Here is a 21120-nt window from a genome sequence, read left to right as displayed (position 1 = left end):
CGCGCGCCTGGCTCAGACATCCTCGATCGCTCGCAGGGTCATCCGCTTATAAGCGTCGACCAGCAGCGCGCCCTCGCCGCGCTTGTGCGCGACGGCGAGACGCATCGTTTCTTCGCCCATTTGCCAGATCAGGAAAGCGAGCGCGTTGACGCGCTTGCTGTCCGCGCGCGGCTTGACGCGCCGGATCGCCGCCGCGAGCAGTGCACCGCACGCTTTGCTCTCTGCAATCTCGATGTTCATCAACTCCTTGTCCGATCGCAGCGCGGAAGAAATGTCGCGCATCACGGGCTTGTCCAGCACGATCTCATAGTACTGATCGACCAGCGACGCGAACGCGCCCAGCAATTGCGCCTTGTCCTGCACCGCGTCGAGCGCCTCGCGCACGCAGCGCCGGCTTTCGGCCGCGTATAGCTCGGCGAGCGTGCGGACGATGGCGCGCTTATCGGGAAAATACTGATACAACGAGCCGATGGAAATCTCCGCAAGCTCGGCGATCTCGCTCATCTTCACGTGCTCGCTGCCCTTCTCCGCGATCAATCGCTGCGCGATCTCCAGGATGCGATCCAGACGCTCGCGACTGCGTTGTTGCGCGGGTTGCCGGCGGGCGCCTGATTCCGCCTTGACGCGCGGCGGCTTGTCTTGCATGGCTTTTCCTTTGCCGCATGACTGCGTGCTCAAAAATCCTTGACAGCTGAATGTGAGTATCTATCATGTTTAAAACGTGAGCAACTCTCATGTTTTAATCACAGGAGACTGTCATGACTGGATCGAACTTCGACGCCGCGCCCATTCTCGTGCTGGGCGCGAACGGCAAGACGGGACGCCGCGTGGCCGAGCGGCTTCGCGCGCAAGGACTCGACGTGCGCGGCTGCGCGCGCTCCACGCGGCCGCGCTTCGACTGGAACGATCGCGCGACCTGGCGCGACGCGCTCGCGGGCGTGAAGCGCGCGTACGTCACGTATCAGCCCGACTTCGCGATACCCGGCGCGCTCGACACGGTCAGCGCGTTCTTCGACACGGCCCGGGCAAGCGGCATCGAACGTATCGTGCTGCTTTCGGGACGCGGCGAGGAAGAAGCTCAGGCCGCTGAATCAGCCCTGCAACGCTCGGGCGCAATCTGGACCATTCTCCGTTGCAGCTGGTTCATGCAGAACTTCAGCGAAAGCTTTCTGCTCGATCCGATTCGCGAGGGCACGCTCGCGCTGCCTGTCGGCGATATCAAAGAGCCTTTCGTCGATGCCGAGGATATCGCCGACGTAGCCGTCGCGGCGCTCACGCAGCCGGGTCACGAGAACAGGCTTTACGAGCTGACCGGGCCTCGCGCGATCTCTTTCGCCGAAGCGCTCGAATGCATCGGACAGGCATCGCGGCGCAATCTGCGTCTCGTGCCGGCGCCGGCCGATGCGTTTCGCGCGGGGTTGCTCGAGGCGGGCGTATCGACGGAGGAAACGGATCTGATTCTCTATCTGTTCACCACCGTGCTCGACGGCCGCAACGAAAAGCCTGTCGATGGCGTGCGTCTCGCCCTGGATCGCGAAGCGCGCAGTTTCGAGGACTATGCGAGGCGCACGGCGGCGAGCGGCGTCTGGGACGTGTGAGGTGTGCGAAAACCACGCTCTTCGCGATAAACTGTAAGGATGGAACAATGTCCCTACTGTGAGCGAATCCGTGACGAATGGGATTGTCACGGACAGGAGTGCCGCACCAACATCGCCCGCGCGCTGCGCAGGCAGCGCATGGGATTGCCCATGGTGCCCAAGGTCATTCGCAATGAAATCCCGCCAGGCGCGTCGACGGGCGAGGTGATCGCACAATTGTCGCGTCAGCGTTTGCGCGCGCGTCGGGCGAACGAGGAACGGCGTGCGCGCAAGGAAGCCGAAGACCTTGATCTTTAGAATGGGTCGGGTTGTTTTGCTAAGGAATGCTTTTAACCCGTCCCATCAAACCCGCGTTCCCTCATCACGCCACGCCCGCCGCGATTCACGCATCTTCGCAATCGCGATACGCGCAACCTTGAGCCAGCCATAAGGACGCGGATCAGCGACCATGCTGAGCGCTCGCGCATAGTCGAGCGTCAAACCGGGCGTCCAGGCCATCGTCACCGCGCGCTTGCGTACCTGCGCGGCAACCCAGAGTTCCGGCGTGACGATCATTCGAACCAGCGCGCCCCAACCCGCGCTCGCGCCATACAAGCGCCCCGCCGCGCCTTCCAGCGCCGCATCGAGCGCGCGCGATACGCTGCTCGAACAATTGCGATGCGTGAGGTTATAGGTCGTGTCCTCGCGATAATTGCGCCAGAAACGATCCAGACGAACCGGATCGTAATTGCGGATACGCACGCGCGTTGTCGATGGACACCACGCCTTCGATTCGATCGCGTAGCTCGGCTGAAACATTCCGGGCACATCGTTCTCGCGCGTAGCGCGCAAGAGGCGCGCGAAGTCGTCGGGCGAGCGGTCTATCTCGACAGCTGGATAAAGGCTCAAGTAGATGCCTTCCGGCGATTCGAGCGCGGCATGGCCCGTCGAGATCACGCCGTTACGGTCCACGGCCGCAATATAACGATCGACGACCGGATGCCACTGCGTCTGCGCCTTCGACGAGCCTACCGGCGTCCAGACGTGCACGGTGAGCGCGGGTTCATCGTCGGCGGGCGGGCCGTCCCATTCGCGGGCTTGCAGCGCGGGACGCGGCGGCTCCTTCGGTTGTGCCGCGCTCGCGGCTTCGGCGCTGGCGTCGCCCCAGCTCGCGGGGTTGCTCGCGAGCTTGCGCACCCGCGTCGCGATGAGAATCAGGTTCCAGCCCGCGAAGATGAAGAACGCGCCGACGCAATACGGCACCGTGCCCTTGTAGTGCGTCGGATAGGGCTGAAGCATGAAGACGCCGAGCAGAATCTCGAAGATCGCGAACCCGAATGCGACACGATAGCGACGATACCGCACGACGAGCGCGGACGTCGCCTGCAGAAGGCCATCGAAGATGAACGCGACGCCGATCAGTATCGACAGAATGAAGTGGCCGTGATGATTGCCCTCGAAGATCAGCGCCGCTGTGAGCACGAACGCGATGCCCTTCGCATAGCGCAGCCTGCGCTGCCCGCCGACGCCTGCCCACGCGACCGCCAGCGTCAACGCGCCCTCGATCAGCAGCAGCCAGCCCACCGAGGCAATCGGGAAGCCGAGCGCGCCATCGAGTGCATCGATGAACACGCCGATGCCGGTCAGCAGCAGCAGCCAGCCCGTCACCATGAGGCCGCGCCAGCGATTGCGCAAATAATCCACGCCCAGCAGGATCATCATTAACTTGACCATCGTTCTCCCACCGGAAAAAGAATGCTCAGTGCCCGTACATGTTAGTGCAGTTGACGCGCACACCGTTTCGTACGATCGTTCCAGACACTGCGATGAACGCGCCATGACATACTTACGCTGCCATCCTCATGCGACGGAGACGCCATGTTCGAGCAATGCCGATGGATCAACGAGCCCGCGCAATGGCGCGTCGAGAACGACACGCTCCACGTCGCCACCGACCCGAACACGGACTTCTGGCGCAAGACGCACTACGGCTTCGTACGCGATAACGGCCATGTCTTCGCGGCAGACGTCGATGGCGACTTTACCGCCGAAGTCGCGGTCGAAGGCGAATTCTCCGCGCTCTACGATCAGGCCGGCCTCATGGTGCGCGAAAGCGCCGAACGCTGGGTCAAGTCCGGCGCCGAATACAACGACGGCGCGCTCACCTTCAGCACCGTCCTGACCAGCGATCTCTCCGACTGGTCGCTCGGCTCGCGCGCGAACACGAACCGCTTCCGGTTGCGCGTGACGGTCGCGCAAGGCGTCCTGAAAGTGCAATGCAGCGCCGATGAACGCCACTGGACCCTCATGCGTCTTGCGCCCTTCGCCGCAAGCAGTGCGACCGCGCGCTGGCAGGTCGGCCCGATGTGCTGCACGCCCGAGCGCGGCGGCCTCACCGTGCGTTTCTCAGACTTCAGGATCGGACCGCCCATCGTCAAGGACCTGCACGATATCTCGATGTAAGGCGGCGCATCGGAGTCGGTAAAAACACTCACTTGCCCGGTTGGTCGGCGCTTTCTAATATTCTGAAACGTTTCAGAATTTCGACGATATCGCGCCTTGGACTCACGAAAAAAACCGGCCCGCACGTTGAAGGATGTCGCCACTGCGGCAGGGGTATCGCTCGGCACCGCATCGAAGGTCATGGCGGGCGCGCCGGGCGTGAGCGCCGCGCGGCGCGAGCAGGTGTGGGACGCCGCGCGCCGGCTCGGCTATCGGCGCAACAGCCTCGCGGCCGAATTGCGCAGCAGCCGCTCGACGTCCATCGGCTTCGTCGTGCCCGATCTGACGAACTCGTTCTTCATCGAATTGCTGTGCGTGGTGGAAGATCATGCGCTCGCGAGCGGCTATCGCCTGCTGCTCGCGCATGCGCAGGAAAATCCCGAGCGCGAGGCCGAGCGCATCCGCTTCGTGCTGTCACGGCAAGTGGCGGGCATGATCATCATTCCCTGCCACGGCTACGATCACGCGATAGAAGAACTGCGCGAATGCGATGTGCCGCTCGTCATGGCCGACCGCGTCGACGACAGCTTTCCCGCCAATACCGTGACCACCGACAGCCGGCGCGCCGCGCGCGACGGCACCGATCATCTCATCGCGCTGGGGCACAAGCGCATCACGTTCATCGTCAATGCGCTCGATCTCGTCAACAGCCGCGAGCGCGCGGACGGCTATCTCGACGCCATGAAACGCGCGGGCCTCGCACGCCATGCACGCGTCGTCGTATGCGGGATGACGGACACGGAGAGCCACGCGGCCACGCTCGGACTGCTCTCGGAGCGCGAGCGGCCGACTGCGCTCTTCACCGGCGCGAACGTCGCGACGCTCGGCGCCTTGCGCGCGATACGCGATGCGGAATTGCAGCTGCCCGAACACATCTCCCTGCTCTCTTTCGACGACGCGCCGTGGATGTCGGTGCTGCATCCGCGCATCAGCTCGATACATCAACCGGTGCAAGCCGTGGGCCGCGCGATCTGGCAACTGCTGCATAAACAGTTGCAAGGCGAATCAGCGGAGCCGGTGCATCTGCGCATGAAAGCGGATTTGCGCGTGCGCGAGAGCACCGCGCCGCCCTTCAAGGCGACGGGCAGGGAAACCCGCAAGCGGGCCACGCTATAACGTTTTATTTTCATCGATCGAACCCGATCAGAACCAGCGAGAGCAGCAACCCGTCACGAACAACGAACCCAAAGCTGGCAACCAAAACAGGAGAGACGCAATGGACAGCAAACGACGCATCATCACCGCGAGTCTCATCGCCGCACCGCTGGCCGGCGCGGTCGGCACGTTCTCCGCGCTCATCGCCGGGCCGGCGTTCGCGCAGCAGAAGAAATACCGCTTCGGGTTCTCGCAGGTCACGACCGTCGAGCCGTGGCGCGTGCAGTTCAACAAGGACATGAAGGCGGAGGCCGCGAAGCATCCCGAGGTCGAGTTGATCATCGCCGACGCGGGAGACCGCACCGACAAGCAGAACGCCGACATGGAGAACTTCATCACGCAGAAGATGGACGCGATCTTCATCTCGCCCAAGGAGTCGGCGGGCCTCACGGGCGTCGTCGAAAAGGCCTTCAAGGCAGGCATTCCCGTGTTCGTGCTCGATCGCGAAGTGAACGGCGATCAGTTCACGCAGTTCATCGGCGGGGACAACGTGCAGATCGGCCAGGAAGCGGGCAACTTCATCGTCAAGCTGACGGGCGGGCCGGGCAAGGCGCAAGGCAGTCTGGTCGAAATCTGGGGCGGCTTCGGCGCGCAGCCCGCGCATGACCGGCATGACGGCGCGGATAAGGCCATCGGCAAGGAGAAAGGCATCAAGCGCGTGGGCGAGCGCGTGGATTGCGACTGGAAGCAGGACAAGGCCTACGATTACATGAAGACCGTGTTGCGCGTGCAGCCGAAGATCGACGTGGTGTACGCGCATAACGATCCGATGGCCTATGGCGCCTATCTCGCCGCGAAGGATGCAGGCCGCGAGAAGAGCATCAAGTTCGTCGGCATCGACGGCCTGCCGCAGGAAGGCGCGACGTGGGTCGAGCAAGGCCTGCTCGCGGGCACCTTTATGTATCCGACGCCGGGTGCGGAAGGCATCCGCCAGTCGCTCAAGGTGTTGCACGGCGACAAGGTGCAGAAGAAGGTGACGCTGCCGACGCAGGGCATCTTCGCGGACAACGCGAAGCAGTACATCGCAAACCACTGAGCGAGACACAGACAGCGATGGCAACCGTCACCGCGCCGCTCATCGAAGCCGCGGGCCTGTCGATTTCGTTCAACGGCAGCCCCGCGCTGTCCGGCGTCGACTTCGATGTCGCATCGGGCGAGATTCATGCGCTCGTCGGCGAGAACGGCGCGGGCAAGTCGAGCTTGATGAAGATACTGGGCGGCCTCTATGCGCCCGATGCCGGCAGCATCCGCGTGCGTGGCGAGACGACGCGCATGATGAGCGTGAACGACGCGACGCGCGCGGGTGTCGCGATCATTCATCAGGAGCTCAATCTCGTCGATACGCTGTCCGCCGTCGACAACATCTTTCTCGGCAAGGAACTGCGCACGCGCATGGGCTTTCCCGATCGCCGCGCAATGCACGACGCGGCCGCGAAAGTGCTCGCGCAACTTGGCTTTCGCGCGCCGCCGAATACGCTCGTCGGCACCTTGCGTGTCGGCGAGAAGCAACTGGTCGAGATCGCGAAGGCGCTGCTCGCCGATGCGCGCGTGCTCATCATGGACGAACCGACGTCCGCGCTCTCCGACACCGAAACGCAGGCGCTGCTCACGCTCACACGCGATCTGCGCGAGCGCGGCATGGGTATCGTGCTCATCAGTCACCGGCTCGGCGAAGTATTCGCGGTCGCGGACCGCGTGACCGTGTTGCGCGACGGAAGACGCATCGCGACCTTGCAGATGCGGCAGGTCGAATCGTCATCGGCGCTCGTCTCGATGATGATCGGCAAGGACTTCGCGCCGCCCGAGCGCACCGAAGCCGAGGCGCCGCAGGCGCGCCCGCTCGCCGTGGACGTGCGCGGCCTCACGTTATGGGGACCGGCGCGCGCGGTCGTATCGGATGTGTCGTTCGCGGTGCAACAAGGCGAAGTGTTCGGCATCTCGGGGCTGCTCGGCGCGGGCAAGACGGAGATACTCGAGGCGTTGTTCGGCGTGTCGCGGTATCGGCGCGAAGGCGAGATACGCGTGGCGGGTCACACGCATGCGATCGATTCGCCGGATCGCGCGGCCGCGGCCGGCCTTGCCTTCGTGACCGAAGACCGCAAGAAAGACGGGCTCGTGCTCGATCAGTCGCTGGAAGCGAACCTCGTTCTGCCTTCGCTCTCGCGCGCGCCGGGATTCCCATTCTATCGACGCGGCCGCATGCAGGCATGGGCCGCATCGCAGGCGCGGGCATCGAACGTCAAGCATCGCACGCTCGCGCAGGATGCGAGCACCCTGTCGGGCGGTAATCAGCAGAAACTCATCATCGGCAAATGGCTGATGACGAAGCCGCGCATTCTTCTGCTCGATGAACCCACGCGCGGCGTCGATGTCGCCGCGAAGGCCGAGATCTATCGGCAGATACTCGCGGCCGCGCGCGAAGGCGTGACGGTGATCGTCGCGAGTTCGGAAATCGATGAGCTGGTGCTTCTGGCCGATCGCATCCTCGTGATGTGCGAAGGACACGCGCGCGGCGTACTGACGCGCGAGCAATTCTCGGGCGACGTGCTCATCAGGATGGCCTCGCCCTGAAGCGATAAACGGAGACGCATATCATGCTGCAAGCGCAGGACCAACTCGCCGAGTCCGCGGCCACCGCCCGTCAGCGACACCTGAGCACGTTCCTCACGTATCTGAAGTATTACCTCGGGCTCATCGTGCTGCTGGTGGTGGGCGCGTTCACGTCGCCGCACGCGGCCGACGGCGGCAACATCTTTCTGTCGAGCGCGAATATCTCCGACGTGTTCCGGCAAGTCGCGAACGTCGGCGTGATTTCAATCGGCATGACGCTCGTGATCATCACGGCGGGCATCGATCTGTCGGTGGGCGCGATCATGGGACTCGGCAGCGTGCTCACCGCGATGCTGCTCACCACCGATGGCTGGAACCGCGCGACCTACGCATCGCTCGTGCTCGATGCGATCGCCGTGTTCGCGATCGTGTTCGCCGTGCTCGGCGTCGCGCGCGGCATCATGCGTGCGCGCGATGCGCAGACCGTGCGCGTCGCGGATCGTTCGCCCGTTGCGATGCAGGCGGGTATCGCGCTGATCGTCGCGGCGCTGGCTTGTGCGTATATCGCGCTGCATGGCGGGCATCGCATGCCCCTGCTCGCCGTGATGTGGATCGTGCCGCTCGCGGGTTTCACGCTGGGCGCGCTCAACGGCTGGATCATCACGCGCGGACGCATGCAGCCTTTCATCGTCACGCTTGCCGCGATGGTGGGCGTGCTGGGCGCCTCGCGTCTGATCGCGGGCCAGGATACGGCCGTCTATTCGATCTATAGCGGCACCAATGCAACGAGCGATATCGAAGCGCTGCGCGCGCTGCTTTTCAATGTGGTGCCGGTGCCTGCGCTTTTCTTTCTGGTGATTGCTATCGTGGTGGGGTTCGTGATGAACCGCACCGTATTCGGCAAGTATCTTTATGCGATCGGTGGAAACGAGAAATGCGCGGTGGTGTCGGGACTCGATGTCGCGCGTCACAAGATGGCCGCTTATGCGATCTCGGGCTTGCTCTCGGCGCTGGTCGGCGTGCTTTATGCGGCGCAGTACCGGCAAGGCAAGGCGGATGCCGGCATGGGCTGGGAGCTGGACGCGATCGCGGCTGTCGTGATCGGCGGCACGAGCCTTTCGGGTGGGGTCGGGCGCGTGTCGGGGACGGTTGCGGGTGTGTTGATATTTGGATTCCTGAGTAATATCCTGCTGCTCAATGATATCGATAGCAATACGCAGCTCGTTCTCAAAGGATTGATCATCGTGATCGCAGTGTTTCTGCAGCAGGCGGATATGGGGAAGCGTGGGTGGTTCAGGCGGTTTGGGGCGCGGAAGTAGTCACCCCTCGAAATCAATCCCCCTCCCCCGCAACTGCCGCATCCCGCTCGCAAGATGCGCCTTCGCGCTCTGTGCATCCCCCTCACGCATCTGCTCGTAAGTACGCTGCGCAATCTCGTGCGGCACAACCTTGAGCGGCCGGTTCGCGCTCATCGCGCGCAACTGCACTTCAGCCGCGCGCTCGAGATAGTAGAGATCGTCCCACGCCTCGGCGATCGTCGCACCCGCAACCATCACGCCGTGATTCTTGAGGAAGAGGATATCGGCGTCGCCCATCGCGCTGGCGATGCGATCGCCTTCGGCATCATCGAGCGCGAGGCCGTTGTAATCCTCGTCGACCGCGGTGCGGCCATAAAATTTCAATGACGTCTGCCCGAGCCACAAGAGCGGCGGCCCGTCGAGCAGGCACAGCGCAGTCGCGTTCGGCATATGCGTATGGAACGCCGCCTTCACGCGCGGCATCAGCTTGTGCAGACGCGCGTGAATATAGAAGGCGGTCGCTTCCGGCTCACCCTCGCCGTCGATGACATTGCCTTCGAAATCGCAGACCAGAAGGCGCGACGCCGTGATCTCGCTGAAGGCATAGCCGTACGGGTTCACGAAGAACAGATCGTCGCGGCCCGGCACCACCGCCGAAAAGTGATTGCACACGCCCTCCTCGAAGCCGTGTAGCGCCGCAAGCCGAAAGCAGGCGGCAAGTTCCCGGCGTGCCTCGGCGATCTCCGGCGCATCGAGCCGGACGGTGTCGGACGCCACGCGTTGCGCGACGCTGGAAAGCGTATGTGCCATGATTTCGTGCCTTTTGTCTTTTGCTTGACCGAAAGGTCGAGGATAATCGAATGCGCGGGCGAGTATTGTCCGGACAAAAAGGCAATCGGCGGCGCAGGCTCCCGAAAAACGAAGTATGACGCGCAAATGTCGCGTCTCTTAGCAGAAACGCTTATTTGAACTCGGCGTTCTGGCATGGTAAAACTCTATGCCGCTCGAGATTCGAAGCGCATCTACAACGTAATCCGTCTCAATAGGGTTTGGAAAAATGGCAACAGGTACTGTGAAGTGGTTCAACGATGCAAAGGGTTTTGGTTTCATCACGCCGGACGACGGCGGTGAGGACCTGTTTGCACATTTCTCCGAAATCCAGTCCAAGGGTTTCAAGTCGCTCCAGGAGAATCAGAAGGTGAGCTTCGAAGTCAAGCAAGGCCCGAAGGGCAAGCAAGCTTCGACGATCCAGCCGCTGTAAGTTTCAGCGCACTCGCCTCTGGCAACGAAACGGCCCTCACGGGCCGTTTTGCTTTGGTGCGCACAATAAAGTAAAACGTTATTCAGATGCACCATTTGCGAGCGTTCACTGTTCCTTACCGATCTATCGAATAACTCAGTAGAATCGCGGTATCTTTTTTCAACGCCGCAAACACTCGCGGTGATGCGCAATTATTTCCTCTCACTCGTGTGAACTCGGCCAGCAATCGGAAAAAATGCCGCACGCTCGTTCGGCATAAAACAAATGCATTGCTTGTCGCCCTTTGCGTTTTTGCATGGGATGCCTCCGCGCAAACGTTCGCGGCCAATGCAAAAGCGGCGCGCTTCGTCAGCGACGTCGTGATGAACGACTTTCATACGGCCCAGGCAGGCGGCGGCTACGTCTTTTCATACGACAGCCACGAAACCGAAGCGACCCTTTCGACCCGGCTCGACCGCTGGTTTTCCGGAACCGACCCGCAAGCGCTCACCATGGAGCCCGCGGAAAAGCAGGCGCTCTTCAGCTTTTACTGGGCGGCGACCATGATGCCCGCCAATTCGCCGTGTTTCCGCGATATCGCCGATCCGGCCTGCGGCGAAGATCTGTCGAAGTGGATGGCCCGCGAACTCGATGACGATCCGCGCTTCATCCGTGCTTACGAGTCCGCGAAAAAGCCGCTCGGCCTGCCGCCGCTCGAACGCAACGCGCACTGACGACCGGGCGCACATAGCGCGAGCGACAGGTCCCAGCGACCGGCTTGCGCCGGAAACACGTCGCGCAGGCTCGTCGGACCGGCGCGGCTTTGAGCGTATCGTCCGCGCTGTCTTCGTGCGGATCGCGCAGCAACACGATCTTCGCCGCGATGCTCACGAGCAGCGACAGCGCACCGATGGTTTCGAGCAAAGCGGGAAACATGATGGTCCCCTTGGGTCTGTTCACCTATAAACGGCCAACCCCTGGCTTAAATTCAACTCGGCGGAAATCGGCCGCATTGCTGCGACCCTGGTGTCGATCACTGGTTCGACAACATCGGCCCGTAGGTCTTCACAAAGAACGCGATGGTGATGCCGGCGCTGACGAGCAACGTGCCCGCGCGAATCCAGTGCGGCGGCGCGCGCCGGCCGAGTTGCGCGCCGCTATAGCCGCCCACAATTGCCGCGAGCAGCATCGCGATCGTCTCCGGCCAGCGCACGGCCTGCGCCACCGCGAAAGTCACCACCGCGACCGAGTTGGCCGCGCTCACGAGCAGCGTGCGCGGCGCGTTCAGGCTCTTCAGGTCGCGCGAATCGAGCAGGCCCCACACCGCCATCATCATGATGCCGACCGCCCCGCCGAAGTAGCCGCCATATACGCCGAGCGCGAACTGGATCGACAGCACCGCCTCCGCGCCGATATGCCAGCGCCGCCGCAACGCCTCGCCGAGCTTGCGGCCGAACGCAAGCGTCAGGCTCGCGCACAGCAAGAGCCACGGCAGCACGAAGGAGAAGGTCTTCGACGACGTCGACAGCAAGAGCGCCGCGCCGACGAAACCGCCGATGAGCGTCATGACGAGCATCTTGCGCATCGATACCGAACCGACGGGGCCGAGCCCGTCGCGATACGCCCACGCGCTCACCACGCCGCCCGGAAACAGTGCGACGGTACTCGATGCGTTCGCCTGAACCGGTGGCAAGCCGGCGGCGATCATCGCGGGCAGGCTCACGAACGAGCCGCCGCCCGCGAGCGCATTCATCGCGCCCGCAAGAAAACCCGCGCCAATGACGAGAATTAAGGGTTGCATGCGACAGATGCTAACGATGCCGCCAGCCGCTTACAATCTGGCATTTCCAATGCGAGGCTTCGGCGAAACCGAAGGATGCGGCATGCGTTTCGATCTGACCGACATGCGGCTTTTCCTGACTGTCGTTGAGCGAGGCAGCATCACGGCCGGCGCGCAGGCCATGCATCTCGCGCTGGCCTCGGCGAGCGAGCGCATCGCGGGCATGGAGGCCGCGCTCGGCGCGCCGTTGCTGGAGCGCAACCGGCGCGGCGTGCAGGCGACCGCCGCGGGCGACGCCTTCGTGCGCCACGCGCGCGCGATCCTCGGCCAGGTCGAGCAGATGCGCGGCGAGTTGCGCTCGTTCGCGACCGGACTCAAAGGCCGCATCCGGATGATGTCGAACACGGCGGCGCTGGCCGCCTTCCTGCCGCCGCGGCTCACGGAATTTCTCGCGACCCATCCGGATCTTTCGATCGATCTCGACGAGCGCCCGAGCGTCGAGATCGTGCAGGCGATCGCCGAAGGCCGCGCGGAACTCGGCATCGTTTCGGATACGGCGGACCTGGGGCTGCTTCAGACCCATCTGCTCGCGCAGGATCAACTGGTGGTCGTGGCGAATGGCGTGCATCGCCTGGCGAGGGAACGCGCGGTGGCGTTCGCCGAAATCGTCGGCGAGGCGTTCGTCGGGTTATCGGACGCCGCGCTCGAAATGCATCTGGCCGAACGCGCGTCGCGGCTCGGCAGACAGATGAGCTACCGCATCCGAATGCGCAGCATCGACAACATCGGCATGCTCGTCGAGGCGGGCATCGGTCTCGCGATCTTGTCGGAGGCGTCGGCGCGCATGCTGGAGCGCCCCGCGCTCTCGATCGTGCCGCTCTCGGAACCGTGGACGACACGCCGCCTGCACCTGTGCGCCCGCGACTTCGACGCCCTCACTCCGCACGCCCGCCTGCTCGCGCAGACGTTGATGACAGGCACTAGTCCGAGCTAGAACGGCCGCCCGACGATGAAAGGATCGACCGCGCCGATCGCCTTGAGATCGCGATTCGCGTACGGCAACCTGTGCAGCACGTAGCGCATGGCGTTGAGTCGCGCGCGTTTCTTGCAATCGGAGCGCACGACGGTCCAGGGCGTGTCGGCGCTATCGGTGTGCGCGAACATCGTTTCCTTGGCTTGCGTGTAGGCGTCCCACTTGTCGAGCGATGCGAGATCGACCGGGCTCAGCTTCCACTGCTTGAGCGGATGGATCTCGCGTTCCTTGAAACGCCGCCGCTGTTCGGCGCGGCTCACGGAAAACCACAGCTTGATGACGTGCGTGCCGCTTTGCGAAAGATGGCGCTCGAACGCGGGCACCTGTTGCACGAATTCGTCATACTCGCGCGGCGTGCAGAAACCCATCACGCGCTCCACGCCGGCGCGGTTGTACCACGAGCGGTCGAAAAGGACGATTTCGCCGGCCGTCGGCAAATGCTCCACGTAGCGCTGAAAATACCATTGCCCCCGCTCGCGCTCGGACGGCTTTTCCAGTGCGACCACGCGCGCGCCGCGCGGGTTCAGATGTTCCATGAAACGTTTGATGGCGCCGCCCTTGCCCGCCGCGTCGCGTCCTTCGAACAGGATCACGACGCGCTGACCCGTGTCGCGCACCCACGCCTGCAACTTCAGCAACTCGACCTGCAGGCGATACTTCTGTTTCTCGTACGCACGCCGCGACATCAGATGCCGGTACGGATAGCCGCCTTCGCGCCACGACGGCGACAGTTCGTCGTCGGGATCGGTCGAGCCGTTGGCCGTTCGCAGCACGGTGTCGCCATCGAAAAGATGGGCGCGTAACGTGGATATCTCATCTGGCGACATACCGCCGATCAGGGTTCTCACGGTATCGACGAGCGATTCCGTCTCCTCGCGCTCCTGTGATCCGAGCCGCTGGAGTATGTCATCGACGCTGTTCGTCAGCAGGCCATGCGCCGCTTCGACCGCGCAGCCCGTTTCCTCCTCTTCGATGCAGGCCGGCAGCGCTTCAGGCTTGTCTGGCGATATCACCTTTATTCCTTCCTCTCGTTGTTGCTTCGGCGTCTCTGCCTCTCACGTCTCTCAGGCGGCTTCCTGCGCCTTTCTCAAGACAGCGTACATCTTGTCCTTCAACAACAGCTTTTCCTTCTTCAGCGATTCGATGGCGAAGGAATCAGCAGGGCTGACGCCCGTCTCCATGTTGTTGATCTGATGATCGAGTTCGTTGTGACGCTCGAAGAGACGCGAGAAATGGGCATCCTCGCTCTTCAGGCGCGAGATGAGATCGCGATATTCAGGAAACATGCGGTGATCCTCCGGTGGTTCGTTTCGAGTGTTTCGAAGTACATACTACCTACCGGACTCGCTTATTTGTTAGACGAATATCAAATATGGCTGCGGTAAAGCGTCGCAAATCGTATCGAATGCACTTAGGCAAAACCCTCCTGTTTCCGGGCATCGTCCTTGCACACAATGAAGGCGCTGGCTGTGCATCCGCATGGCGAGCATGAGCCAAGGAGGCCGTCATGAAGAAGAGCCGCAATCGCGCGCACCGTCGCGCCATGCATATTGCGTTGATCGCCGGCGTGGCCGGCATGTGCTTCGCCACGGCAGCCAGTGCGGACAGTCAGGCCGCAAAGAAGATGGGACAGATGGGCGTCATCAATCAGACGCTCCAGCCGAAGCCCGCGAACAACTATTCGAACACCCCGAACGCGAACACGGCCAATCCGAGCTACAACGCAAATCCAGCCTATAACCCGAACACCGCCAACGCCGCGAACAACGCGAACGCAGCGAACGCAGCGCGTAACGGAGCGGCCGCCACAGCCACCGCCCCGAAAAAGTAAGCCCATCCCTTCACGCCGCCGCCCGCTGGGCCGGGCGGCGCTCTATATCCCCGCCAATCGACCGCGCGCGCGCGTACATTCGCGCACGTCCGATCTTTTATACTTGACTCATGGCCCAGGCGCTCAGGCGCACACTTTCGAGTCCATGAAAAAGATCAAGCCCGGTCTCGTGCTGGAACTCGCCGCCAATCTGCTGCTGCCATGGCTGGCGTATCGCGTGGCGCTGCCGTATTGGGGCGATGTCGGCGCGCTCTATGCGTCGGCCGCGCCGCCGCTCGTGTGGAGCATCGTCGAGTTCGCGCGCTCGCGTCGTGTCGATGCGCTCTCCGCGCTCGTGCTGTTCGGCATCGCGCTGTCGATCGTGATGCTCGCGATGGGCGGCAGCCCGCGCATTCTGCTCGTGCGCGAATCGCTGGCAGCGGGCGCGACGGGCATCGTGTTCCTGGTCTCGCTGTTCTTCGAACGTCCGCTCATCTTCTATCTCGCGCGCGCCACCGTCACGCGCGAACAGGAAAACGGCGCCGAGCGCTTCGAGGCGTACTGGAGCGAAAGCGCGATGCTGCGCGCGTCGCTGCGGCTCATGACGTTCGTGTGGGGCGTGGGACTATCGCTCGAAACGCTATTGCGTTTCTGGTTCGCGTGGACCTGGCCGGTCGAGCGCTACCTCGTCGTATCGCCGGTCGTGAGCTACGCGATCTACGGCGGGCTGCTCGCGTGGACGTTCTGGTTTCGCGCACGGCTCATCGAACGTCAGGGCAAGAGCGCGCCGTCACGCGACGGGCTACTCGGCTAGGTTATCGGCGGGCGCATCGCACTGGGCGATATGACGCGCGATCGCCGCGTTCACCGCCGGCGCGTGCGTGAGCGGCCCCATGTGGCCCGCATCGGGCACGACGATCAGCTTCGCCGCCGGCATCAGATCAGGCAGCGTCTCGGCGATAAGGCGCGTCGGCGCGGGCGCATGCTCGCCGCGCATCACGAGCGTGGGAATGCGCAAGGCGGCATACGCGCTCGCCGGTGTGGGCTCGTGAATCAGCGCGCGAAAATCGAGCGGCGCTTTCGGCACCCAGCGTGTGAGCATGGCCTGAATGGAAGGCCGCAACGCCGACCACGCGCCCCGTCCGCTCCAGTAATCGACGAACGAGCTTGCCGCGCCACGCAGATCGCCCGTGACGACGCCTTCCGCCGTGCGCGCCGCGATCGCGAGAATCTCCGCGAATTCCGCCGCGCCACGCGCGCCCATGCCCTTCAGCAAATGAAACGCCGACGGTTCATAGAGCGTGATGCTCGCGACGCCGTGGGGCCTTTCCAGCGCGGCGCGCAACGCGACGCCGCCGCCGTACGAATGCCCGACGAGATGCACCTTGCCGCGCTGGCGATCGATGATCTCGACCGTGCGCGCCGCTTCGTCCGCGAGCGTGAAAGCGCGCTCGCCGCTCCACGGGCCCACGCTATCGCAGCCGTAATGCTCCGGCGCGATGAGCGTGTAGCGCGTTCTGGCGGAGCCGAGTGCATCAAGCGTTTCGCCGAGCTGGCGCCATTGATTCGCGCCCGCGCCGGAGCAATGCAGCGCGATGACGGGCGCGTCGGCGTGTTGGTCGTTCGACATCTTCATCCATGCGTTCCCGGTTCGTTGAAGATCACTCGTCGATGTCGACGGCACGCATACGACGCTCGAGTTCGCCGATATCGACGGACGATGCGAGATAGGCATCGCGCCGGCCATGTTCCGCGCGATCCAGCAGCACTTCGGTCCGGCCGACCAGAAACGGCAGCACGATATCTCTCGAAAAATTGATCAGGTATCCCAACATGATTCGCTCCACTTGCACTAACGGGTCGGTCAATGACATGCCGGCTGAGCGAACGTGCAACGTGCTGAAGCGAGGTCGCTGAGGCGGCGGGTGTCGGCTTTGAATGCAGCCTCCGTGCCAGTTTCCCGAAACCACCGTGCGACAAGGCACGACGCGAATTCAGCCGCGCGCCGGCTGATAAAATGTCGGGCGCGAACCAACGCTTTCAGTTCCGAGAGCGGGCAACCGACAAACACATCATCGGACGATCCGAAAGCGAATCCATGCTCTCGATACCGCGCTAACGCGGCGAATATTCCTTCGGCGCCGACTCAAGCTTTCATGAAACCGCGCCGTAAACGGGTCTGATGGCCGCGCGATAAGATACGGCTGCTTTCACTCGGAGACAACGGCGTGCTCATTCGCCATTCGCTCACTTCAAGGATGACGGTGTTCATCGTCGTCGTCTGCGTGCTTCTGATCGGCACCGACGTGTGGCGCAGCGTCGCCGCGCGCCGCGTGCAGATGGACGAGATGACTTCGGCGACGTCGAACCTCGCGCGCGCGATGGCGCAGCACGCGAACGACACCTTCAAGGAAGCCGACACGACGCTCATCGGCATGGTGGAACGCGTCGAGGAGGACGGCACGTCGCCCGAAGCGCTCGCGCGCATTCATCGTTCTCTGGTCACGCGCGTGCAGCAGTTGCCGCAATTGAACGGCCTCTTCATCTACGACAAGAACGGCGCGTGGCTCGTCAACTCACAGCCCCGGCTCGACTCGCGCTTCAACAATTCCGACCGCGAATACTTCGAATATCACCGCACCCACACCGATCAGAACTCTCATATCGGCCCGCCCGTGAAGAGCCGCTCGACGGGCAAATGGATCGTGCCGGTATCGCGCCGCATCGATGCGCCCGACGGCAGCTTCGCGGGCGTCGCGCTCGCGACCATCGACATCGAGTTCTTCTCGCGTTTCTATGACAGCCTCGACCTCGGGCAATCGGGCGCGGCCGTGCTCGTGCTGAATTCAGGCGTGATGGTCGTGCGCCGCCCGTTCGAGGATCGCTTCGTGGGCAAGAACGTAATCGATACCGCGCTGTATCGCGCGCATCTCGAACACGACGGTTCGGGCGTGTTCACGACGCGCTCGTCGCAAGATCACGTCACGCGCCTCAACAGCCTGCGGGAATTGCAGGACTATCCGTTGTTCGTGGCCGCGGCGCTTTCACGCGATGAGATCCTCGCGCCCTGGTGGCGGGACACGGTCTGGCACGCGTGCGTGTCGATCGTGCTCGCGCTCGTGCTGGCGATGTTCGGCTCGACCCTCGTGCGACAGGTCAACGCGCGTATCCGCATCAGGCAGGAACTCGTCCGCAGCCTCGCGACCACCCAGACCGTGCTCGACACCGCCATCAGCCCGATCATCACCGTGGACGAGCGCGGCGCAATCCGCTCGTTCAACTCGGCGGGCGAAAGGGTGTTCGGCTACAAGGCGAAGGAGGTCATCGGACAGAACATCCGCATGCTGGTGCCGCCCCATCATCTGGATGCGTATAACGAATACATCATGCAATTCAAGGGGCCGACAGGCGTCGCGACCGCTGATTGCGAACTCGCGGGACAGCGCAAGGACGGCACCTCGTTTCCGGCGCACGTCTCGACGGGCGCCATGCGTCTGGATGGCGCTTTGCATTTTGTATCGGTAATTACGGATATCTCGCGCCAGAGAAAGGAACGCAGCGAGCTTGCCGACGCGCGCGATCAGTTGCTGCTGGCCGCTGAAATCGCCGAACTGGGCATCTGGTCGTGGGATATCGCCACGGGCAAGCTGCACTGGAACGCGCGCATGTTCGAGATCTATCAGTACCCGCCGGAATTGCTCGACAACGGTCTGCACTTCGAGCACTGGCGCTTGCGGGTTCATCCCGACGACCACGACAGCATCATGGCCGACGTGCGCGCCGCCGCTGCGGGAGAAACCGAGACGCTGCCGCCGTTTCGCATCGTTCTTCCGGACGGCACGACGCGGCGCATCCAGAGCGGCCTGCGCACGCAGCGCAACGCGGACGGCGTGCCCGTCGTGATGACGGGCGTGAACTACGACGTCACCGATCAATATCAGCTGGAATTCCATCTGCGCGACGCGAAGGAACAGGCCGACGCGGCGAGCGCGGCCAAATCCTCGTTCCTCGCGAACATGAGTCACGAAATCCGCACACCGATGAACGCCGTGCTCGGCATGCTGCATCTCGTGCAACTGACCTCGCTCGACAACCGCCAGCAGGACTACGTGAGCAAGGCCGAAACTGCCGCGAAATCGCTGCTGAGTCTGCTCAACGACATCCTCGACTATTCGAAGATCGAAGCAGGCAAGCTGCAACTCGATATCCATCCGTTCGAGCCTGAAAAGCTGATGGAAGAACTGGGCATCGTGCTGTCGGGCAATCAGGGCGCGAAAGACGTCGAAGTGCTGTTCGATCTCGACCCGAGCTTGCCTTCCGTGCTCGTCGGCGATGGCTTCCGGCTTCAGCAGGTGCTCATCAACCTCGCGGGAAACGCGCTCAAGTTCACGTCGGCGGGGCAGATCGTCGTGAGCGTCCATCGACTCGAAAGCTCGCACGATGCAACAGGCGCGTCGATGCGCGTACGCATCGCGGTGAGCGACAGCGGCATCGGCATCAGCGAGGAACAACTCGAACGCATCTTCGAAGGCTTTACGCAGGCCGAGGCCTCCACTTCGCGACGTTACGGCGGTTCCGGCCTCGGGCTCGTAATCAGCAAGCGGCTCGTCGCGATGATGGGCGGCCAGCTCGAAGTCGAAAGCCGTCTGGGAGAAGGCAGCCGCTTCTGGTTCGATATCACGCTCGGCGTGGAAGCGTCCGGCGTGCTATCGCATGACGAACGCGCGACGCTTCATCGAGGCGCGCGCATTCTCATCGCCGACGACAACGCGATCGCCGGCGAGATTCTCTCGCGCACGGTACGTTCGCTCGGCTGGCAGGCGGATCTCGTGACGAGCGGAAGCGATGCGGTCGAGCGTATCGGCGCGGCGGCGCGGCGTGGTGCGCCTTACGACATCGCCCTGCTCGACTGGCGCATGCCCGGACTCGACGGCCTGAGCACGGCGAAGCAGATCCGCGCGATGGACGTGAAGATTGCGCCGCCGCTCGTGCTGCTCGTCACCGCCTTTGGCCGCGAAGTCCTGAGAGAAGCGCAGGACGACGGCGCCGCGCCCTTCGCGGGCTTTCTGACGAAGCCCGTGACGACGAAGCAACTCGTCGCCGCGATTCGCGCCGCATTGCCCGGCGATATCGAAGCCGCGCAACTTCAGACGATGCCGCCTGCGGTCAAAGCGCAGCGCCTCCAGGGACTTGCGCTGCTCGTGGTCGAGGACAACGAGCTCAATCGTCAAGTCGCCGAAGGGCTGTTGCTCGCGGAAGGCGCGCACGTGTCGCTCGCGCAAAGCGGTCGCGAAGGCGTCGACAGGATCGTGGCCGACGATACGCGCTTCGATGCCGTGCTGATGGACGTGCAGATGCCCGATCTCGACGGCCTCGAAGCCACGCGCCTCATTCGTGCGGATGGCCGCTTCGCCGCGCTGCCCATCATCGCGATGACGGCCAACGCATCGAGTGCGGATCGCGAGGCCTGTTTGCAGGCGGGCATGAACGATCATGTCGGCAAGCCGATCGACGTGGAGCGGCTCGTCACGGTGTTGCGCGCGCAAGCCGGACACACGCCGACGGAACCGCACACGCAGGATGCGCACGCGGAGTCGATCATCGAGCCACGCGATTCGATCGTCGCGCGTTTCGGCGGCAATATCGATCTGATCCGGAATGCGGCTGACGGCTTCGGCGCGCAGGCCGACACGCAACTGACACGGCTCGCCACCGCGCTCGCCACGGGCGACGCGCAAGGCGCCGCATCGATGCTGCATGCGATCAAAGGCAGCGCGGGCACGATCGGCGCGGCAGCGCTCGCGAAGCTGGCCGCCACGCTCGAAAACGAGACGCACATGCTCGACACGACGCGCGTGAACCTGCCGCAAATGCGGCGATTGCTTGCATCGAGCGTCGCGCAGCTCGTCGATGAATTCGGCCGGCCGCAGGCGCCCACGGAATCGGAACAGAGCGCGCCGCCGCTCGAAGATGAAGACTGGCGCGCGCATCTGACCGCGATAATCGAACTGCTGGATGCATCGAATCTGCAGGCGATCGCGCTATCAGAGAAGCTGTCGCCGCATGCACCGAATGGTTATCGCGAGGACTTCGCGGATTTCCTCACGCGCGTGCGTGCGCTCGACTTCGCGCACGCATCCAGAATGGCGCGCGAGATGCTCGAACAGGCCTGAAC

At 63.4% G+C, this 21120-nt stretch carries 21 protein-coding genes; 13 read left to right on the top strand and 8 right to left on the bottom strand.

What is annotated here, in order from left to right:
• Nucleotides 1–12: 12 nt before the first annotated feature.
• Nucleotides 13–645, bottom strand: coding sequence for a TetR/AcrR family transcriptional regulator (locus BTHE68_RS34920; protein ID WP_162070807.1), 633 nt, complete (start codon nt 643–645; stop codon nt 13–15).
• A 113-nt stretch (nt 646–758) separates the two neighbouring features.
• On the opposite strand from BTHE68_RS34920, the gene BTHE68_RS34915 reads away from it, so the two are divergent.
• A complete protein-coding gene (locus tag BTHE68_RS34915; protein ID WP_162070806.1) occupies nt 759–1598 on the top strand; it encodes an NAD(P)H-binding protein in 840 nt (279 codons plus the stop codon).
• 39 nt (nt 1599–1637) lie between these two features.
• The gene (locus BTHE68_RS37090; protein WP_162070805.1) at nt 1638–1895 is read left to right on the top strand and encodes a hypothetical protein; all 258 of its coding nucleotides are present in this window, start codon (nt 1638–1640) and stop codon (nt 1893–1895) included.
• Between the two features lie 45 nt (nt 1896–1940).
• Here BTHE68_RS37090 and BTHE68_RS34905 read toward each other — a convergent pair whose 3' ends face one another.
• Nucleotides 1941–3311, bottom strand: a complete 1371-nt coding sequence (locus tag BTHE68_RS34905) for an HdeD family acid-resistance protein (protein ID WP_162070804.1) — start codon at nt 3309–3311, stop codon at nt 1941–1943.
• A gap of 144 nt (nt 3312–3455) precedes the next feature.
• Between BTHE68_RS34905 and BTHE68_RS34900 the strand changes: the two genes are divergently transcribed.
• The 5 genes from BTHE68_RS34900 (at nt 3456) to BTHE68_RS34880 (ending at nt 9103) form a co-directional block, all read left to right on the top strand.
• Nucleotides 3456–4040 carry a DUF1349 domain-containing protein gene (locus BTHE68_RS34900; RefSeq protein WP_162070803.1) on the top strand — a complete coding sequence of 195 codons (585 nt, stop codon included), beginning with the start codon at nt 3456–3458 and terminating at the stop codon, nt 4038–4040.
• Nucleotides 4041–4136: 96 nt separating this feature from the next.
• Nucleotides 4137–5195 (top strand): LacI family DNA-binding transcriptional regulator, encoded by a 1059-nt coding sequence (locus BTHE68_RS34895; protein WP_162070802.1) that lies wholly within the window; start codon nt 4137–4139, stop codon nt 5193–5195.
• A 100-nt stretch (nt 5196–5295) separates the two neighbouring features.
• Complete coding sequence (locus BTHE68_RS34890) at nt 5296–6270, top strand: substrate-binding domain-containing protein (RefSeq protein WP_162070801.1); 975 nt, start codon at nt 5296–5298, stop codon at nt 6268–6270.
• Between the two features lie 17 nt (nt 6271–6287).
• A complete protein-coding gene (locus tag BTHE68_RS34885; protein ID WP_162070800.1) occupies nt 6288–7805 on the top strand; it encodes a sugar ABC transporter ATP-binding protein in 1518 nt (505 codons plus the stop codon).
• Between the two features lie 23 nt (nt 7806–7828).
• On the top strand, nt 7829–9103 hold the full coding sequence (locus BTHE68_RS34880; RefSeq protein ID WP_162070799.1) for an ABC transporter permease: 1275 nt from the start codon (nt 7829–7831) through the stop codon (nt 9101–9103).
• On the opposite strand, the gene BTHE68_RS34875 is transcribed toward BTHE68_RS34880, so the two are convergent.
• Nucleotides 9104–9892, bottom strand: coding sequence for an aldolase (locus tag BTHE68_RS34875; protein WP_162070798.1), 789 nt, complete (start codon nt 9890–9892; stop codon nt 9104–9106). It lies immediately after the preceding gene.
• A gap of 247 nt (nt 9893–10139) precedes the next feature.
• Between BTHE68_RS34875 and BTHE68_RS34870 the strand changes: the two genes are divergently transcribed.
• Both BTHE68_RS34870 and BTHE68_RS34865 read left to right on the top strand, forming a co-directional pair.
• On the top strand, nt 10140–10343 hold the full coding sequence (locus BTHE68_RS34870) for a cold-shock protein (RefSeq protein WP_008347993.1): 204 nt from the start codon (nt 10140–10142) through the stop codon (nt 10341–10343).
• 362 nt (nt 10344–10705) lie between these two features.
• Nucleotides 10706–11056, top strand: a complete 351-nt coding sequence (locus BTHE68_RS34865) for a hypothetical protein (RefSeq protein WP_225936419.1) — start codon at nt 10706–10708, stop codon at nt 11054–11056.
• Nucleotides 11057–11355: 299 nt separating this feature from the next.
• Here BTHE68_RS34865 and BTHE68_RS34860 read toward each other — a convergent pair whose 3' ends face one another.
• A complete protein-coding gene (locus tag BTHE68_RS34860) occupies nt 11356–12123 on the bottom strand; it encodes a sulfite exporter TauE/SafE family protein (RefSeq protein ID WP_162070796.1) in 768 nt (255 codons plus the stop codon).
• A gap of 82 nt (nt 12124–12205) precedes the next feature.
• Here BTHE68_RS34860 and BTHE68_RS34855 point away from each other — a divergent pair, with 82 nt between their 5' ends.
• Nucleotides 12206–13096, top strand: a complete 891-nt coding sequence (locus BTHE68_RS34855; protein ID WP_162070795.1) for a LysR substrate-binding domain-containing protein — start codon at nt 12206–12208, stop codon at nt 13094–13096.
• Here the strand turns inward: BTHE68_RS34855 and ppk2 are convergent.
• A complete protein-coding gene (ppk2, locus tag BTHE68_RS34850) occupies nt 13093–14148 on the bottom strand; it encodes a polyphosphate kinase 2 (protein ID WP_502710618.1) in 1056 nt (351 codons plus the stop codon). The genes BTHE68_RS34855 and ppk2 overlap by 4 nt on opposite strands.
• 51 nt (nt 14149–14199) lie before the next feature.
• A complete protein-coding gene (locus BTHE68_RS34845) occupies nt 14200–14421 on the bottom strand; it encodes an HP1242/YdcH family protein (protein ID WP_162070794.1) in 222 nt (73 codons plus the stop codon).
• A gap of 221 nt (nt 14422–14642) precedes the next feature.
• Here BTHE68_RS34845 and BTHE68_RS34840 point away from each other — a divergent pair, with 221 nt between their 5' ends.
• Entirely contained in the window at nt 14643–14966 is a 324-nt protein-coding gene (locus BTHE68_RS34840; protein ID WP_162070793.1) for a hypothetical protein, read from the top strand.
• A 145-nt stretch (nt 14967–15111) separates the two neighbouring features.
• Nucleotides 15112–15759 carry a VC0807 family protein gene (locus BTHE68_RS34835; protein WP_162070792.1) on the top strand — a complete coding sequence of 216 codons (648 nt, stop codon included), beginning with the start codon at nt 15112–15114 and terminating at the stop codon, nt 15757–15759.
• Here the strand turns inward: BTHE68_RS34835 and BTHE68_RS34830 are convergent.
• The gene (locus tag BTHE68_RS34830) at nt 15748–16581 is read right to left on the bottom strand and encodes an alpha/beta fold hydrolase (RefSeq protein ID WP_162070791.1); all 834 of its coding nucleotides are present in this window, start codon (nt 16579–16581) and stop codon (nt 15748–15750) included. The two genes, BTHE68_RS34835 and BTHE68_RS34830, sit on opposite strands and share 12 nt — an antisense overlap.
• 25 nt (nt 16582–16606) lie before the next feature.
• The gene (locus BTHE68_RS34825) at nt 16607–16780 is read right to left on the bottom strand and encodes a DUF3563 family protein (protein WP_162070790.1); all 174 of its coding nucleotides are present in this window, start codon (nt 16778–16780) and stop codon (nt 16607–16609) included.
• A gap of 393 nt (nt 16781–17173) precedes the next feature.
• On the opposite strand from BTHE68_RS34825, the gene BTHE68_RS34820 reads away from it, so the two are divergent.
• Nucleotides 17174–21118, top strand: a complete 3945-nt coding sequence (locus BTHE68_RS34820) for a response regulator (RefSeq protein WP_232078230.1) — start codon at nt 17174–17176, stop codon at nt 21116–21118.
• The last annotated feature ends 2 nt before the right edge of the window (nt 21119–21120 follow it).

The sequence above is a fragment of the Burkholderia sp. THE68 genome (assembly GCF_009938265.1).
Lineage (GTDB): Bacteria > Pseudomonadota > Gammaproteobacteria > Burkholderiales > Burkholderiaceae > Caballeronia.
Note: the sequence above shows the minus strand (reverse complement) of the source record. Positions and strands in the feature narration are given on the sequence as shown.